Source organism: Paenibacillus sp. Y951, assembly GCF_056786395.1.
The window spans coordinates 12,671-27,757 of the sequence record NZ_JBXCIY010000019.1 but is presented as its reverse complement, the minus strand read 5'-3'; the positions used below and the strand labels follow the sequence as shown (position 1 = coordinate 27,757).

Genomic DNA, 15,087 nt, shown 5'->3' with positions numbered 1-15,087 from the left:
AGGAAAGGAGGTCCATGACTAATGACAGCAAGACTGAAAAGTCGCTTTCTTAATGAAATCACTCCTGCATTAATGCAGAAGTTCAACTATACTTCAGTAATGCAAGTACCGAAAGTTGAGAAGGTCGTAATTAATATCGGTGTTGGTGAAGCAGTTTCCAACTCCAAAATTCTTGATGTTGCTCTTGAAGAGCTACAAATTATTTCCGGTCAAAAACCGGTTGTAACACGCGCTAAGAAATCCATCGCTGGATTTAAACTTCGTGAAGACATGCCAATCGGGGTTAAAGTTACACTACGTGGTGAGCGTATGTACCATTTCCTTGATAAATTGTTCAGTATCTCGTTGCCGCGTGTACGTGACTTCCAAGGTGTATCAACTAAAGCTTTCGACGGTCGTGGTAACTACACGCTTGGTTTGAAAGAACAACTTATCTTCCCGGAGATTGAGTATGATAAAGTTGATAAAACACGTGGTATGGATGTCGTTATCGTTACAACAGCTAATACAGACGAAGAATCTCGTGAATTGCTAGCCCAAATGGGTATGCCATTCGCGAAGTAATCCACTACTAGGAGGTGTAATACCCAGTGGCAAAAACTTCGATGAAAGTGAAACAACAACGCGCTCCCAAGTTCAAAGTACGTGCTTATACACGTTGTGAACGTTGTGGTCGTCCGCACTCAGTTTTACAAAAATTCAAAATTTGCCGGATTTGTTTCCGCGAGTTAGCACATATGGGCCAGATTCCTGGCGTTAAAAAAGCAAGCTGGTAATCAGCCTAGTTCGGGAAGGAGGTTCACACTAATGGTTATGTCTGATCCGATTGCAGATATGTTGACACGCATTCGTAATGCGAACGTGGTTCGTCACGAAACTGTAGAAATGCCCGCTTCAAAAGTGAAGAAAGATATCGCTGAAATACTGAAGCGTGAAGGATTTATCCGCGATGCAGAATACATCGAGGATAATAAACAAGGTATGATTCGTATTTTCTTGAAATACGGTCAAAGCCAAGAACGCGTAATTACTGGTCTTAAACGTATTTCTAAGCCAGGTCTACGTGTTTACACAAAATCTACTGAAATCCCACGCGTACTTGGTGGACTTGGAATTGCAATTATTTCAACGTCTAAAGGTGTAATGACAGACAAAGAAGCTCGTCAAGCGAAAGCTGGCGGCGAAGTAGTCTGCTACGTATGGTAATATAAGTAACGAAGGCAGGAGGTGTAACAATGTCCCGTATTGGTCGTAAAGCCATTCCAGTACCAGCAGGTGTTGCTGTTACTTTTGATAACTCAGTTATTACAGTTAAAGGACCTAAAGGAACGCTTACTCGCGAGCTTCATAGTGATATGATCGTAAATATTACTGAAACTGAAATCGTGATTGAACGTCCTTCCGATAACAAACTACATCGTTCGCTACACGGAACAACTCGTTCTGTTGTTGCAAACATGGTTAACGGCGTTACTGAAGGTTTCAAGAAAAATCTTGAACTTGTCGGTGTCGGCTACCGTGTAATTAAAAACGGTGAAAAACTTACATTAAACGTTGGTTACTCTCACCCAGTTGAAATCACTCCTGAAGCAGGTATTGATTTCGAGGTTGTTGGTACAACTAAAATTACTGTAAACGGTATTGATAAAGAGCGTGTAGGGCAAATCGCCGCACAAATCCGTTCTGTACGTTTACCTGAGCCGTATAAAGGTAAAGGTATTAAGTACGAAGGTGAGCGTATCATCCGTAAAGAAGGTAAAGCCGGTAAGAAGAAATAAGCAGCTTTATAGCTCGCTTATACTTGCGTCTTAAGGCAAAGGAAAGGAGGGTACATGCATGATTACAAAAGCTGATAAAAACAAGGCTCGTCTGAAAAGACGTTTCCGCGTTCGTAAAAAAATCAATGGAACAGCAGCTCGTCCTCGTTTGTCTGTGTTCCGTTCTTCTAAACACATTTATGCTCAACTAATCGATGATGTAGCAGGTGTGACAATCGTGTCTGCTTCTACAAAAGATAAAGAGTTAACAGCTGCTATCGGCAACGGTGGTAATGTTGAATCTGCAACTAAAGTTGGCGATTTGATTGCAAAACGTGCTCTAGATAAAGGTGTTCAAGAAGTAGTATTTGACCGTGGCGGTTACTTATATCACGGAAGAGTTCAAGCACTAGCTACAGCAGCTCGTGAAGCAGGCTTGAAATTCTAATCAATCAATAAGGAGGTAAACGACTTGCGTGTAGATCCTAATACGTTAGAACTATCTGAAAAAGTAGTTCAAATTAACCGCGTTTCCAAAGTTGTAAAGGGCGGACGCCGTTTCAGCTTTAGTGCGCTTGTAGTAGTAGGCGACGGAAAAGGCTACGTTGGCGCAGGGATCGGTAAAGCAGGCGAAGTACCTGATGCAATTCGCAAAGGTATTGAAGATGCTAAGAAAAACCTGATCCTTGTACCACTTGTAGGAACAACAATTCCTCACCTAATTGAAGGTCGTTTCGGAGCTGGTAAAGTTCTTTTGAAACCGGCATCTGAAGGTACTGGAGTTATCGCTGGTGGTCCAGTACGTGCAGTACTTGAACTAGCTGGCGTTGGTAATATTTTAACTAAATCACTTGGTTCTTCAAACTCCATGAATATGGTGAACGCGACGTTAGAAGGTCTTTCTCGTCTAAAACGTGCTGAAGACGTTGCTAAACTTCGTGGTAAAACTGTTGAAGAGCTACTAGGTTAAGGGGGGAAAATCGATGGCAAAATTGCAAATCACCCTCGTTCGCAGTTTGATTGGCCGCAACGAGAAACAACGTGCAACAGTTCAAACACTCGGCCTTCGCAAAATTCGTCAATCGGTCGTTCTTAACGACAGCCCAGCTATTCGCGGCATGGTACATCATGTTAGTCATTTGGTTAAAGTTGAAGAAGTTTAATTTTAACTAATAGCTAGGTAGAGATAATGTTACGAAATATATAAGGAGGTGCACGAACGATGAAATTACATGAATTAGCACCAGCTGCTGGTTCCACGTTTACGCCTAAGCGTAAAGGGCGTGGGATCGGTTCAGGCACTGGTAAAACAGCAGGTAAAGGCCATAAAGGTCAAAATGCTCGTTCCGGCGGCGGTGTTCGTCCTGGTTTCGAGGGTGGTCAAAACCCACTTTATCGCCGTTTACCGAAACGTGGATTTAACAACCCGTTCCGTAAAGAATATGCGATTGTGAACATTCAAGACTTGAACAGCTTTGACGCAGGTACAGAAATCACTCCAGAAGTTCTTCTTGAAAAAGGCGTTATTAAAAATACGCTAGCAGGAATTAAAGTCTTGGGTAATGGTGAATTGAACGTAGGGCTTACAGTGAAAGCTAACAAGTTCTCTCAATCTGCGGTGGAGAAAATCCAGGCTGCCGGCGGTAAAACCGAGGTGATCTAATTGTTTACGACCGTGTCCAATATATGGAAGGTTCAGGATCTTCGTAGAAGAATTCTGTTCACACTATTTGTACTATTGATTTATCGTATTGGTGCCTTTATTCCAGTACCAGGCGTGGATACTGAGACGTTAAAAGCAGCAGGTTCTTCAGGTGATAACTTGTTCGGCCTTCTTAATACGTTCTCAGGTGGAGCCTTGTTCAACTTCTCTATCTTTGCAATTGGTATTACACCATATATTACAGCTTCGATTATCGTTCAGTTGTTGTCTATGGATGTTATTCCGAAATTTGCAGAGTGGTCAAAACAAGGTGAAGATGGCAAGAAAAAACTTGCTCAAATCACTCGTTACGGTACAGTTATTTTAGGTCTAGTACAAGGTCTAGCTACAGCGATTGGTTTCAATCGTATGTATGGGATCACGATCATTGAAAATGCAAACTTTGTAGATTACTTAGTTATAGCTATTATTTTGACTGCAGGTACTGCTTTCTTAATGTGGCTAGGTGAGCAAATTACAGAGAAGGGTATCGGTAACGGTATCTCTATTATTATCTTTGCTGCGATTGTAGCTGGTTTACCAGGTCACATTCGTACAATTTATGAAGATCAACTTGCATCTAATGCAGGTTTCATGAATTATATTAATGTAGTTCTAATAGCATTAGTAGTAATACTTATGATTGTTGGAGTTATCTTTATTCAGCAAGGTATTCGTAAAATTCCTGTTCAATATGCGAAACGGGTAGTAGGTCGTAAAATGTATGGTGGTCAATCCACTCATATTCCTATGAAAGTGAACGGCGCTGGCGTTATTCCAGTAATCTTTGCAATTTCTTTGCTTATGTTCCCAGTTACAATTGCGAACTTCTGGGCAGGAAAAGCTTGGGCTAACTGGACTATCGAGAACTTGACCTATGACCAACCGCTTGGGATGGTATTATATGTTCTTCTAATCGTCGGTTTCACATTCTTCTACACATTCGTACAAATTAATCCAGTTCAAATGGCGGATCAAATGAAGAAAAATGGTGGCTACATCCCAGGTATTCGTCCTGGTAAACCAACATCTTCTTACTTGACTCGTGTTCTAACTAGAATTACTTTGGCAGGAGCAACTTTCTTAGCGGTTATCTCAATCTTCCCAGTGCTTTTCGGATCACTTGCAGGATTGCCGACTTCCGTGCAGCTTGGTGGTACTTCATTGCTAATCGTTGTTGGTGTTGCACTTGATACGATGAAGCAAATTGAAAGCCAATTGATCAAACGCCACTACAAAGGGTTTATCAATAAATAACAACAGGTTCGACAACGGGTTGCCGCTCCGGCAATTAAGCTAGGCGGTGCCCTAACGGACCTATTGTGCTTAAAAGCGAGGAACTTAATGATGAATATTCTATTTATGGGTCCTCCGGGAGCCGGCAAAGGAACGCAAGCGGAGAGAATCGTTGAGGAATTTAATATTCCGCATATTTCCACTGGGGATGCTTTTCGTCTAGCGATGAAACAAAGCACGCCAATTGGTCTGAAAGCGAAAGAATTTATCGATCAAGGGTTACTCGTTCCTGACGAGATTACTAACGGCATTGTGAAAGAAAGACTGGCGCAAGCTGACTGTCAAAACGGCTTCTTGCTTGATGGCTTTCCTCGTACATTGCAACAAGCTGAAGCACTTGACGGCATGTTGCAAGAGCTTAGCCGTACAATTGATCATGTTGTTAACTTGAGTGTAGATCGCAACCTACTATTAGCTCGTCTAACTGGACGTCGCATCTGCAAATCTTGTGGAGCTACTTATCACGTAATGTTCAACCCTCCAAAAGTCGATGGCGTATGCGATAAAGACGCTGGAGAGCTGTATCAACGTTCTGATGATACAGAAGAAAAAGTGGGAACTCGTCTGGATGAGTATACATCCAAAACAGCTCCTTTGTTGAACTTCTACGCTGAACAAGGTACGCTGCGCGAGGTTGACGGTGAACAAGATATCAATCTTGTTACAGCTGAGATCATTTCAACTTTAAGAGGTTCCTTGTAATGATCATTTGCAAATCCGACTCGGAACTGCAATTAATGAGAGAAGCAGGGAGAATTGTTGCCATGACTCATCAATTCATGGTTCAAGCGATTGAGCCAGGAATTACGACGGGTGAACTCGATGCAATTGCGGAGACGTACATTCGAAGTCAAGGTGCAATTCCATCATTTAAAGGTTATAATGGTTTCCCATCCAGCGTATGTGCTTCAGTAAATGACGAACTAGTGCATGGTTTCCCAGGTTCACGTAAGTTGAACGAGGGTGATATAATTAGTCTTGATATTGGCGCTCAGTATGAAGGGTATCATGGTGATTCTGCTTGGACCTACCCGGTCGGAACAGTTACATCTGAAGTACAACAATTACTGACGATAGGTGAACAATCGCTTTATGCGGGAATCTCACTAATCGAGCCTGATATTAGACTTTATACGATATCACACGCCATCCAGAGGGTAATCGAAGCAGCGGGATATTCCGTCGTTAGAGAATATGTAGGACACGGTGTTGGTAAGGAACTTCATGAAGATCCAAAAATACCAAACTACGGTATTCCTGATCGTGGTCCGCGGCTAAAGCCGGGTATGGTGCTAGCTATTGAACCTATGGTTATTATGGGTGAACGATACGTTCGGACACTCGAAGATAAGTGGACAGTTGTAACTCGGGACGGTTCCTGGTGTGCTCATTTTGAGCATACAGTAGCTGTAACGGAGGACGGATTTGAGATATTGACCAAATTGCCTGGGCAGAATTAGAGGTAACGACAATGAAGCCAGTACAAATCGGACAGTTAATCAAAGTACTCAGAGGTAAAGATGAAGAGCGATATGCGATCGTAATTGAAGTGCTCGATGAGCGCTTTGTCAAAATTGCTGATGGCAGAAAACGCAAATTCGATCAACCAAAGAAAAAAAACGTTCTGCATCTCGAGCTGCTACCCGTCATTTGTCAGGAGGTCGCAATCAGCTTGCAGGAATCAGGTAAAGTTACTAATGCAAAGTTACGTTATTTTATAGAGAAGTATGCACATGGAAAGGAGAGTTAATATGGCTAAAGAAGATGTAATTGAAGTTGAAGGTACGGTAATCGAACCATTGCCTAATGCTATGTTTAAGGTTGAGCTTGAGAACGGGCATCAAATTCTTGCTCATGTATCTGGGAAATTAAGAATGCACTTTATTCGCATTCTAACTGGAGACAAAGTTGTTATTCAGTTATCGCCTTATGATTTATCAAGAGGGCGCATCACCTATCGTAAATAGATTAGCAATAGTCTATGAGACGAAAGATTCGGGAGGTAATCACAATGAAGGTAAGACCTTCTGTAAAGCCGATTTGCGAGAAATGCAAAGTCATTCGTCGTAAGGGCAATGTAATGGTCATTTGTGAAAATCCGAGACACAAACAAAAACAAGGATAAAAGGAGGAGGAAACTAATCAATGGCACGTATAGCTGGTGTAGATATTCCGCGTGATAAACGCGTTGTAATCTCTTTAACGTACATTTTTGGTATCGGCAACACGACTTCTAAAAAAGTTCTAGCATCTACTGGTGTTAGTCCGGACACTCGTGTTCGCGATTTGACAGAAGATGAGCTTGGTCGTATTCGTGATGAAATCGACAAAGTAGTTAAAGTAGAAGGCGACTTACGTCGTGAAATTTCTCTAAACATTAAACGTCTAACTGAAATTGGTTGCTACCGTGGTCTTCGTCACCGTCGTGGTCTTCCAGTTCGCGGTCAACGTACTAAAACAAATGCTCGTACACGTAAAGGTCCTCGTCGTACTGTAGCTAACAAGAAGAAATAAGAAGGGAGGATAAACGATAATGGCTAAAGCAAAAAAAGTCGTTCGTACTAAGCGTCGCGATCGGAAAAATATCGATACTGGCGTTGCACATATCCGTTCCACATTTAACAATACTATTGTGACGATCACAGATCCACATGGTAATGCGATCTCTTGGGCAAGTGCTGGCGGTATGGGTTTCAAAGGTTCTCGTAAGAGTACGCCTTTCGCAGCTCAAATGGCTGCTGAATCTGCTGCTAAAGCTGCAATGGAGCATGGTATGAGAACGGTTGAGGTTAGTGTTAAAGGTCCTGGTGCAGGACGTGAAGCGGCTATTCGCTCGCTTCAAGCTGCTGGCTTGGAAGTTAACTTGATCAAGGACGTTACACCAGTTCCGCATAACGGATGCCGTCCACCAAAACGTCGTCGCGTATAATTTGTAGACTTGGTGGTATCAAATGGAAACAATCTGTGAATAATGGTTGTGAAGGTTTGGCATACTACGAGGTTTGACATAATAACGACTTAGGTAACGGAGCGACGTTTGAAGGAGGGTACTATTAGTGATTGAGATCGAAAAGCCGAAAATCGAAACCGTAGAAGTAAGCGACGGAGGTACTTATGGTAAGTTCGTTGTTGAGCCGCTAGAACGCGGATACGGCACTACGCTGGGAAATTCGCTTCGTCGAATTTTATTATCTTCTTTGCCTGGCGCGGCAGTAACATCTGTTCAAATCGACGGTGTTCTGCATGAGTTTTCTACAGTTCCAGGAGTGATTGAAGATGTAACTGAAATCATCCTGAATTTGAAAGGACTCTCGCTAAAAATCCACTCGGATGAAGAAAAGGTATTAGAAATTGATGCTGACGGTGAAGGTATCGTAACAGCTGGTGATATTCGTGCTGATAGCGATGTCGAGATTTTGAGCCCTGATCTTCACATTGCGACTTTGGCATCCGGTGCTCGTTTGCATATGAGAATTTTCGCTAACCGCGGACGTGGTTATGTGCAAGCGGATCGGAACAAGAGCGATGATCAACCGATAGGCGTCATTCCTGTAGATTCAATCTACACGCCCATTACTCGTGTTAATTATAGCGTAGAGAATACTCGCGTAGGTCAAGTTACAAACTATGACAAGCTAACGCTTGAAGTTTGGACAGACGGTAGTATTCGTCCAGAAGAGGCTGTAAGCCTTGGAGCTAAAATATTGACAGAGCATTTGGACTTGTTCGTTGGATTAACGGATGAAGCTAAAGATGCGGAAATCATGGTTGAGAAAGAAGAAGATAAGAAAGAGAAAGTGCTGGAGATGACTATCGAAGAGCTTGATCTTTCTGTTCGTTCTTACAACTGTTTGAAACGTGCAGGTATCAATACCGTTCAAGAGCTTATTACGAAATCGGAAGAAGATATGATGAAGGTACGTAACCTTGGTCGTAAATCTTTAGAAGAAGTTCAAGAGAAGCTTGAAGAACTAGGTCTTGGCTTGCGCATGGATGAATAGTTGAACCTTAGCCATTAGAGTGAAGAAAACAGCAAGGGAGGGGAAATCAAAATGGCATATCAAAAATTAGGTCGTGATGCAAGTGCACGTAAAGCTCTTTTCCGTGATCTTGTAACTGACTTGTTCCTATATGAGCGTATCCAAACAACTGAGGCTAAAGCGAAAGAAGTTCGTTCAATCGCTGAAAAACTAATTACGAAAGCGAAGAAGGGCGACCTTCATGCGCGTCGTCAAGTAGCTGCTTATGTTCGTCGTGAAACTGTTGACGGTGAGAAGGATGCTATTCAAAAGCTTTTCTCTGAAATAGCACCTCGTTATACAGAGCGTAACGGTGGATACACACGTATTCTTAAATTAGGACCTCGTCGTGGTGACGCTGCACCTATGGTTTACTTAGAATTAGTTGACCGTGGCTAGTAGATAAGAGGGTGGACCTTACGAGGCCACCTTTTTTTGCGAGGTTGAGGTAGTTCAAAAAGTGGACTTTGATAACGATGCGTATGTGCTGTAGCATATTCGGCATCGAATATGAAGTGAACTTGGAAAGTGCGGTTCGCGTGTACCAAGTACGTACACTTGCGCTTCCGCCTTTCTCAAGTAGCACTCCATCTTCTCGGTTCTGAAAGCCCGCTTTTTGAACCTTCATTTTAAGTTAGATCAAGAATGGAAAGCAGATTCAGGAAGTAGATGAGACATAAGATGCGAAATATTTGTATGAAGGTTAGTTATGATGGAACAGCTTATAATGGATTTCAGAATCAACCCAAAGGTAGAACAGTGCAAGGCGAGATTGAGCGAGTACTGAATATTCTAACGAGGGAAGATATTGATATTCATGCTTCTGGTCGAACTGATGCAGGCGTACATGCTCGCGGACAAGTTTTTCATTTCCTTACGGAATCACAAATTCCAATTGATCGATTTGCGATTGCGATGAACACGAAGCTTCCAGATGATATTATTATACTAGAAGCTAAAGAAATGCCGCTTGATTTTCATGCTAGGCATTGTGCGAAGCGTAAAACATATCGATATAGCATCGACAATGGAAAGTTTCCCGACTTATTCGGACGACAATATCGATTGCATGTCCCTCTGCCACTTCATAGTGACTGGATGAGACAGGCATTATCCTATATTGTTGGTACACATGACTTTACTTCATTTACGTCAACAAGATCGGTTAAGCCGCATCATGTTCGTATCATTTATGAAGCAAAGCTATTGGTAGATGGACCATTTATTGATATAGAACTAACTGGAAATGGATTTACGTATAATATGGTTCGAATTATTGTAGGAACTCTCCTGAAAATCGGCCATGGCAAACGTAAACCAGAAGATATGCTAGCTATATTAGATGGCTGTGAGCGAAGTCTCGCAGGACCAACGGCTTTATCCATTGGACTTGTGCTCAAAGATGTAAGCTATACAGATTAGCTCGTTACGTGTACAATAACGTTAACTAGTTATATGTAACTTCTAATATGCTAGATTATATTAACTAGTGTTCACCCAGCCCCACTGACAAAAGGACCGCATTATTCTTCGTTCTTGAAAAATCTCTTACAATCAGTCGACTAGACGCTTACTTTTCAGATAGATTGGCTTTAATTAAATGACTATTACACGATAGTATTTACCTAGAGTCTAACTTTTACTGGAAATACTTTCTGTCTAATGTAGTGAGGAAATTGCGATAATATCGCGATTGCCAAAGGAAAAACACTTGATTATTCAATGGGCTTGTAGTATAATATATCTTGTGCTTTCTTAGTGGCTATCCCACAGCCCCGACTGAGAAGTACGACTGAATTTTCAATAGTGAATGAAGAATCACACGATTCCGTTGTTATAAAAAAGAAGAATGTATTTGAATCAAGGAGGAACATCGATGCGTACCACTTATATGGCTAAGGCTAATGAAGTTGAACGTAAATGGCTTCTAATTGACGCTGAGGGAAAAACTCTTGGACGTCTAGCCAGCGAAGCAGCAGCGCTAATTCGCGGTAAACATAAGCCTCAGTTCACGCCACATCTTGACACTGGAGATTTCGTTATCATTATTAATGCTGACAAAATCGTTTTAACTGGTAATAAATTGGCTGACAAGAAATACTACCGTCACTCTGGTTACACTGGTGGACTTAAAGTAACATCAGCTGGTGAAATGCTTTCTAAAAAACCAGAACGTATGATGGAACTAGCAGTACACGGTATGTTACCTAAGAACCGTCTTGGTAACAAAATGAAATTAAAACTTAAAGTATACGCAGGTGCGGAACATCCACATCAAGCACAAAACCCTGAAGTTTACGAACTTCGCGGGTAATAAAGAGGAGGACATGTTTCATGGCTCAAGTGCAATACTATGGAACTGGTCGTCGTAAGCACTCTGTTGCACGCGTACGTCTTGTGCCGGGTGAAGGACGAATCATTATTAACAAACGCGACATCAACGAATATTTCGGCTTGGAAACTCTTAAGCTGATCGTTAAACAACCATTGAACTTAACTGATACATTGGAAAAATACGATGTACTAGTATTAACTCATGGTGGTGGTATGTCTGGTCAAGCGGGAGCAATCCGTCATGGTATCTCTCGTGCTCTACTTAAAGTAGATGCTGAACTACGTCCATCTTTGAAACGTGCAGGCTTCTTAACACGTGACCCTCGTATGAAAGAACGTAAAAAATACGGTCTTCGTGGAGCTCGTCGTGCGCCTCAGTTCTCAAAACGTTAATATCCCTGTTGTATCAAGGGTTACGCCCATTTGGAGCATGTCTCCAAATGGGTTTTTTCATGAAAAAATGAGTGCTCTAAATGAGTAGTGAATGTAATTGTTTCAATTACATTCACTACCGTATCTTTTGGGCTCGTGATTCGTTGCATCTAGATATTCAATTAGAAGATGATTTATATGGCTATCACTTCTTTCTGTAAGATGAGTATAGGTATCCATAGTTGTTGCAATTCTTGCGTGTCCGAGTCTCATCTGGATATCTTTCATTCGAGCTCCGGCCGCAAATAACATTGAAGCATGAGTATGTCTTAGCCCATGAACGCTTATATTTTTTATCTTGAATTTTTTACATACAGATTCTAATAATTCATTTGGATATGCTAATCGAATTGGCTTTAAGTCTGTAATCCTGGGGAATAAAAATTGTTCGATTTCAGGATTTCCGTGTTCAATTCTCAGCCCATTATTCAATTTTATTAATTTTAAAAGAACTTCAAATGTCTTTTCATCAAGAGAAATAACTCTTCTAGAATTTTTAGTTTTCGGGCTGAGCAAAATATATTTTTTGTTTTCCCAAAAAAGCGTCTTATTAATAGTAAGGGTCCTTTCATCAATATTAATGTCATTTTCATGAAGTGCACCTAATTCCCCTTTTCTGATTCCAGTAAATAATAATGTTCTAAATAAAGCATATTCCCTAAAGTTTAGTTTCTCTTCACATATAATTAAAAAGTTCTTTAACATATCTTTTTCCCAATATTGAACATCTATGTTTTCTTGTTTGTATAGATGATCGTTGAGGTTATTCGGATATATAATATACTTTATGGGGTTATCTATTAGTACTTTTTTCTTGATAGCGTATCGAAATAACAAGTCCAACTGATTTCCATATTCTTTGAAGGAATAGATTTGTGAAGAAAGTTGATCGATAAAATCTTGGCAGTGTTTTGCATTAATATTTTGTATGTGTAACGTAGAGAAATACGGTAGGATATGTTTTTTGAACTTCGCAGTTTTACTGTTCAGTGTGGACGGCTTCAATCTTTTTCCTTCTGATACGATCCACTCTTTATACACTTCTCCAAAGGTAATGTTATGTCGACTTAAAAATAATCCATTGGAATGTCTGATGAGAATTTCTCTGGTAGCTGCTTCTGCTTCTTTTTTTGTTTTGAATCCCCTTCTAGTAGTATTTTTATATTTCCCAGCCATGTGATCTTTCCCTAAGCTAATTTGAACTAGCCAGCGTACTCCTAGTTTTGATTGATACCTTTTGTATGAAGCCAATAGTAGTAAACTCCTTTATTTATGATAGTAAGACGAGATGTATTGTATATAATTATTTAGAAAAAATCAATTATAAGTCTTTATTTAGAACAGTAGAAGATTTTAGAAAATTCAATTTTCTTATATGTTATACTAGGTATAAAGTCCAGTGAAATTGAATGCAAGTATTGATTGTATTAGATCTTTTTACATAATAATGATGTGTAGGCATAATATACAGGAGTTTACTAGATGAAGTGATAAATTATGAAAATTGAAAGGATTCGAATAAAAGAAATTCATTAGCGTTGTTATAAAATAGTCAATGAAATTGGATGTGTATTTTGTAATAGAAAGGAGAGATCGTTTGAAAAAGTATAAAAAGATAATTTCAATAATTGGTCGTGAGAATAGGTTAAGTCGCTGTACGGACAATGAGGGTAAAATCTTCAGTCGAGAAGAAATTATTAATAGTTGGAAAGTGTCCTATCAGGAGAGAGTATCTCGAAATAAAGATGAGATTGGTTTACGTTTACCTCAATTCGGAGCATTATCTGCAATTCGTACACATTGGGCGACATCAAATTCTCCAGCAACAATTGTCTTACCTACTGGAACAGGAAAATCAGAAACAATGTATGCTACGATTATTTCTGAAAGAATTTCTTCGACACTAATCATTGTACCGTCTAATCTCTTAAGGGAACAAATATTTGAAGGTGCGAGGCATTTCGGTATACTTCCGAAATTAGAAATGATCTCGGATGAAATTATTTTTTCAACTACTTTTCTTTATAAGTCAAAAGTAGAAGGCGAGGATGAAATTACTATGATTGCTGCACTTGAGGAAGCTAATATAATTATTTCAACCGCCGGTATGATTAAAAAAATGCAATCATCTGTTTGGGATAAACTAATCGAAAAAGTTGAAGTTGTAATCTTCGACGAAGCACATCATCTCGGAGCTCCCGAGTGGGGAACAGTAAGAGAAAAGTTTTTAGGAAAGAAGATTCTACAATTTACTGCAACTCCATTTAGAAATGATGGGAAAAAGGTTGATGGTAAAATTATTTTTAATTATGGTTTGGCACTAGCACAAAAAGCTGGATATTTCAAGCCAATCGACTTTTATCCAATACAGGAATTTGACGAGCGAAAGTCTGATGAAGAGATAGCGAAAATTGCAATTCAGCATTTGGGTGAAGATTTGAAAAAAGGATACGAACATGTACTTCTGGCGAGAGCGAAAAGCCGTAAGCGCGCTGATGAATTATATGAAAAAATATACTCTCAATATAAAGAGTATAATCCCGTAATAATTCACACTGGTATTCCCGTTGTGCAGAGAAACAAATACTTGAATCAAGTTAAAGATGGTAAAGCAAAAATTGTTGTATGTGTTGATATGTTTGGTGAAGGTATTGATATCCCAACACTGAAAATTGCGGCAATTCATGATAAATATAAATCGCTTCCGATTACACTTCAATTCATTGGACGATTCGCTCGAACGAGTGGAAATAATTTAGGCAATGCCAAGCTCATTACAAATGTGGTAATTGACGACTTGAAGGAATCTATTGAAGAGTTATATCGTCAAGATTCTGATTGGAATCAACTTCTTAATATACATTCACATCAAGCTATCGATAAAGAAGTTGAACTCGGCGAATTCATTGGCAAGTTTGAAAAAGGCCATGTGAAAGAGATAGATTTATCCCAACTAAAGATGAAAATAAGTACACGAATGTTTCGGTATCCTTCAGAAATAACTTTTGTAGAAGGATGGAAACAAGTCTTGGATACAGACAGGACTACACAATTAATAAATGAAGTAGATTCTGTTTACATTTTCATTGAGGAAATTGAAACAAAAGTAGTCTGGTCAGATCAAAAGGATATAGTGCAATATGATTATGACTTTTTTGTATTGTTTTTTGATAAAGAAAATGGAATCATTCATATAAACGAAACTGATGCTGGAAAAGGAAATAAACTTGTGGAAAGTATGTTTCCCGAAGCAATAGCAATAAAGGGAGATTTAATATATAGAAGCTTAGATGGAATTAACCGATTGTTGATTGGAACTTTGGGATTGAAGCAACAACCTAGCGGAAGGATTAGTTTTAGAATGTTTGCGGGGACTGATATTAAGTCGGGGATTAGTGAGGCAGTTGTGTCTGGTTCGACAAAATCTAATTTATTCGGTTATGGATATCAAGATGGGGGGCGCATTAGTATTGGTTGTTCATATAAAGGAAAGTCTGGATGCGTTGGGTAGAACGGATCAACTTTTGGACAGGTTGGTGTCAGAATA

Annotated in this window: 24 protein-coding genes; 22 read left to right on the top strand and 2 right to left on the bottom strand. The window is 40.0% G+C overall.

What is annotated here, in order from left to right; genetic code table 11:
* Window positions 1-21 precede the first annotated feature (21 nt).
* From rplE to rplQ, 18 genes are all read left to right on the top strand, one after another.
* On the top strand, window positions 22-564 hold the full coding sequence (rplE, locus tag AC1TPB_RS20575; protein ID WP_482078240.1) for a 50S ribosomal protein L5: 543 nt from the start codon (window positions 22-24) through the stop codon (window positions 562-564).
* Window positions 565-590: 26 nt separating this feature from the next.
* Complete coding sequence (locus AC1TPB_RS20570) at window positions 591-776, top strand: type Z 30S ribosomal protein S14 (protein ID WP_258203656.1); 186 nt, start codon at window positions 591-593, stop codon at window positions 774-776.
* A gap of 31 nt (window positions 777-807) precedes the next feature.
* A complete protein-coding gene (gene rpsH, locus AC1TPB_RS20565; RefSeq protein WP_258203655.1) occupies window positions 808-1,206 on the top strand; it encodes a 30S ribosomal protein S8 in 399 nt (132 codons plus the stop codon).
* Window positions 1,207-1,235: 29 nt separating this feature from the next.
* Window positions 1,236-1,778: a 50S ribosomal protein L6 gene (rplF, locus tag AC1TPB_RS20560; protein ID WP_482078239.1), complete on the top strand. Its 543-nt coding sequence runs from the start codon at window positions 1,236-1,238 to the stop codon at window positions 1,776-1,778.
* 58 nt (window positions 1,779-1,836) lie between these two features.
* Window positions 1,837-2,205 carry a 50S ribosomal protein L18 gene (rplR, locus tag AC1TPB_RS20555; RefSeq protein ID WP_482078238.1) on the top strand — a complete coding sequence of 123 codons (369 nt, stop codon included), beginning with the start codon at window positions 1,837-1,839 and terminating at the stop codon, window positions 2,203-2,205.
* A gap of 24 nt (window positions 2,206-2,229) precedes the next feature.
* Window positions 2,230-2,727: a 30S ribosomal protein S5 gene (gene rpsE / locus AC1TPB_RS20550; RefSeq protein WP_482064445.1), complete on the top strand. Its 498-nt coding sequence runs from the start codon at window positions 2,230-2,232 to the stop codon at window positions 2,725-2,727.
* Window positions 2,728-2,740: 13 nt separating this feature from the next.
* A complete protein-coding gene (gene rpmD, locus AC1TPB_RS20545; protein WP_482064444.1) occupies window positions 2,741-2,920 on the top strand; it encodes a 50S ribosomal protein L30 in 180 nt (59 codons plus the stop codon).
* A gap of 59 nt (window positions 2,921-2,979) precedes the next feature.
* Window positions 2,980-3,420 carry a 50S ribosomal protein L15 gene (gene rplO / locus AC1TPB_RS20540; RefSeq protein ID WP_482064443.1) on the top strand — a complete coding sequence of 147 codons (441 nt, stop codon included), beginning with the start codon at window positions 2,980-2,982 and terminating at the stop codon, window positions 3,418-3,420.
* Complete coding sequence (secY, locus tag AC1TPB_RS20535) at window positions 3,421-4,716, top strand: preprotein translocase subunit SecY (protein ID WP_482078237.1); 1,296 nt, start codon at window positions 3,421-3,423, stop codon at window positions 4,714-4,716. It abuts the gene before it with no gap.
* Between the two features lie 90 nt (window positions 4,717-4,806).
* Window positions 4,807-5,457: an adenylate kinase gene (locus AC1TPB_RS20530; protein ID WP_482064493.1), complete on the top strand. Its 651-nt coding sequence runs from the start codon at window positions 4,807-4,809 to the stop codon at window positions 5,455-5,457.
* Complete coding sequence (gene map, locus AC1TPB_RS20525) at window positions 5,457-6,215, top strand: type I methionyl aminopeptidase (protein WP_482064441.1); 759 nt, start codon at window positions 5,457-5,459, stop codon at window positions 6,213-6,215. Before AC1TPB_RS20530 ends, map begins: the two co-directional genes overlap by 1 nt.
* Window positions 6,216-6,226: 11 nt before the next feature.
* On the top strand, window positions 6,227-6,505 hold the full coding sequence (locus AC1TPB_RS20520; protein WP_482064440.1) for a hypothetical protein: 279 nt from the start codon (window positions 6,227-6,229) through the stop codon (window positions 6,503-6,505).
* Window position 6,506: 1 nt separating this feature from the next.
* Window positions 6,507-6,722 carry a translation initiation factor IF-1 gene (gene infA, locus AC1TPB_RS20515; RefSeq protein WP_015847200.1) on the top strand — a complete coding sequence of 72 codons (216 nt, stop codon included), beginning with the start codon at window positions 6,507-6,509 and terminating at the stop codon, window positions 6,720-6,722.
* A gap of 44 nt (window positions 6,723-6,766) precedes the next feature.
* Window positions 6,767-6,880: a 50S ribosomal protein L36 gene (gene rpmJ / locus AC1TPB_RS20510; protein WP_015253313.1), complete on the top strand. Its 114-nt coding sequence runs from the start codon at window positions 6,767-6,769 to the stop codon at window positions 6,878-6,880.
* Between the two features lie 20 nt (window positions 6,881-6,900).
* Complete coding sequence (rpsM, locus tag AC1TPB_RS20505; protein ID WP_482064439.1) at window positions 6,901-7,269, top strand: 30S ribosomal protein S13; 369 nt, start codon at window positions 6,901-6,903, stop codon at window positions 7,267-7,269.
* A gap of 19 nt (window positions 7,270-7,288) precedes the next feature.
* The gene (gene rpsK / locus AC1TPB_RS20500; protein ID WP_482064438.1) at window positions 7,289-7,684 is read left to right on the top strand and encodes a 30S ribosomal protein S11; all 396 of its coding nucleotides are present in this window, start codon (window positions 7,289-7,291) and stop codon (window positions 7,682-7,684) included.
* A 127-nt stretch (window positions 7,685-7,811) separates the two neighbouring features.
* Window positions 7,812-8,756: a DNA-directed RNA polymerase subunit alpha gene (locus AC1TPB_RS20495; protein WP_258203643.1), complete on the top strand. Its 945-nt coding sequence runs from the start codon at window positions 7,812-7,814 to the stop codon at window positions 8,754-8,756.
* Between the two features lie 51 nt (window positions 8,757-8,807).
* Entirely contained in the window at window positions 8,808-9,173 is a 366-nt protein-coding gene (gene rplQ / locus AC1TPB_RS20490; protein WP_258203642.1) for a 50S ribosomal protein L17, read from the top strand.
* On the opposite strand, the gene AC1TPB_RS20485 is transcribed toward rplQ, so the two are convergent.
* Window positions 9,139-9,402: a hypothetical protein gene (locus tag AC1TPB_RS20485; RefSeq protein ID WP_482078236.1), complete on the bottom strand. Its 264-nt coding sequence runs from the start codon at window positions 9,400-9,402 to the stop codon at window positions 9,139-9,141. The genes rplQ and AC1TPB_RS20485 overlap by 35 nt on opposite strands.
* A gap of 68 nt (window positions 9,403-9,470) precedes the next feature.
* Between AC1TPB_RS20485 and truA the strand changes: the two genes are divergently transcribed.
* The 3 genes from truA (at window position 9,471) to rpsI (ending at window position 11,501) form a co-directional block, all read left to right on the top strand.
* Entirely contained in the window at window positions 9,471-10,196 is a 726-nt protein-coding gene (gene truA / locus AC1TPB_RS20480; protein WP_482078235.1) for a tRNA pseudouridine(38-40) synthase TruA, read from the top strand.
* Between the two features lie 454 nt (window positions 10,197-10,650).
* Window positions 10,651-11,088, top strand: coding sequence for a 50S ribosomal protein L13 (gene rplM / locus AC1TPB_RS20475; RefSeq protein WP_482064436.1), 438 nt, complete (start codon window positions 10,651-10,653; stop codon window positions 11,086-11,088).
* Between the two features lie 20 nt (window positions 11,089-11,108).
* Entirely contained in the window at window positions 11,109-11,501 is a 393-nt protein-coding gene (rpsI, locus tag AC1TPB_RS20470; RefSeq protein ID WP_482064435.1) for a 30S ribosomal protein S9, read from the top strand.
* Window positions 11,502-11,603: 102 nt separating this feature from the next.
* Here rpsI and AC1TPB_RS20465 read toward each other — a convergent pair whose 3' ends face one another.
* A complete protein-coding gene (locus AC1TPB_RS20465) occupies window positions 11,604-12,791 on the bottom strand; it encodes a site-specific integrase (RefSeq protein ID WP_482078234.1) in 1,188 nt (395 codons plus the stop codon).
* 304 nt (window positions 12,792-13,095) lie between these two features.
* On the opposite strand from AC1TPB_RS20465, the gene AC1TPB_RS20460 reads away from it, so the two are divergent.
* Window positions 13,096-15,051, top strand: a complete 1,956-nt coding sequence (locus tag AC1TPB_RS20460) for a DEAD/DEAH box helicase (RefSeq protein WP_482078233.1) — start codon at window positions 13,096-13,098, stop codon at window positions 15,049-15,051.
* The last annotated feature ends 36 nt before the right edge of the window (window positions 15,052-15,087 follow it).

Excerpts from the sequence above, each read along its gene's own strand:
- infA (WP_015847200.1), top strand. The coding sequence starts at position 6,507 with ATGGCTAAAGAAGATGTAATTGAAGTTGAAGGTACGGTAATCGAACCA.
- rplM (WP_482064436.1), top strand. The coding sequence starts at position 10,651 with ATGCGTACCACTTATATGGCTAAGGCTAATGAAGTTGAACGTAAATGG.
- rpsH (WP_258203655.1), top strand. The coding sequence starts at position 808 with ATGGTTATGTCTGATCCGATTGCAGATATGTTGACACGCATTCGTAAT.
- AC1TPB_RS20530 (WP_482064493.1), top strand. The coding sequence starts at position 4,807 with ATGAATATTCTATTTATGGGTCCTCCGGGAGCCGGCAAAGGAACGCAA.
- rpsI (WP_482064435.1), top strand. The coding sequence starts at position 11,109 with ATGGCTCAAGTGCAATACTATGGAACTGGTCGTCGTAAGCACTCTGTT.
- rpsK (WP_482064438.1), top strand. The coding sequence starts at position 7,289 with ATGGCTAAAGCAAAAAAAGTCGTTCGTACTAAGCGTCGCGATCGGAAA.
- rpmJ (WP_015253313.1), top strand. The coding sequence starts at position 6,767 with ATGAAGGTAAGACCTTCTGTAAAGCCGATTTGCGAGAAATGCAAAGTC.
- AC1TPB_RS20520 (WP_482064440.1), top strand. The coding sequence starts at position 6,227 with ATGAAGCCAGTACAAATCGGACAGTTAATCAAAGTACTCAGAGGTAAA.
- rplO (WP_482064443.1), top strand. The coding sequence starts at position 2,980 with ATGAAATTACATGAATTAGCACCAGCTGCTGGTTCCACGTTTACGCCT.
- map (WP_482064441.1), top strand. The coding sequence starts at position 5,457 with ATGATCATTTGCAAATCCGACTCGGAACTGCAATTAATGAGAGAAGCA.
- rplF (WP_482078239.1), top strand. The coding sequence starts at position 1,236 with ATGTCCCGTATTGGTCGTAAAGCCATTCCAGTACCAGCAGGTGTTGCT.
- AC1TPB_RS20460 (WP_482078233.1), top strand. The coding sequence starts at position 13,096 with ATGAAATTGGATGTGTATTTTGTAATAGAAAGGAGAGATCGTTTGAAA.
- AC1TPB_RS20485 (WP_482078236.1), bottom strand. The coding sequence starts at position 9,402 with ATGAAGGTTCAAAAAGCGGGCTTTCAGAACCGAGAAGATGGAGTGCTA.
- rpsM (WP_482064439.1), top strand. The coding sequence starts at position 6,901 with ATGGCACGTATAGCTGGTGTAGATATTCCGCGTGATAAACGCGTTGTA.
- rpmD (WP_482064444.1), top strand. The coding sequence starts at position 2,741 with ATGGCAAAATTGCAAATCACCCTCGTTCGCAGTTTGATTGGCCGCAAC.
- rplE (WP_482078240.1), top strand. The coding sequence starts at position 22 with ATGACAGCAAGACTGAAAAGTCGCTTTCTTAATGAAATCACTCCTGCA.
- rplQ (WP_258203642.1), top strand. The coding sequence starts at position 8,808 with ATGGCATATCAAAAATTAGGTCGTGATGCAAGTGCACGTAAAGCTCTT.
- rplR (WP_482078238.1), top strand. The coding sequence starts at position 1,837 with ATGATTACAAAAGCTGATAAAAACAAGGCTCGTCTGAAAAGACGTTTC.
- truA (WP_482078235.1), top strand. The coding sequence starts at position 9,471 with ATGAAGGTTAGTTATGATGGAACAGCTTATAATGGATTTCAGAATCAA.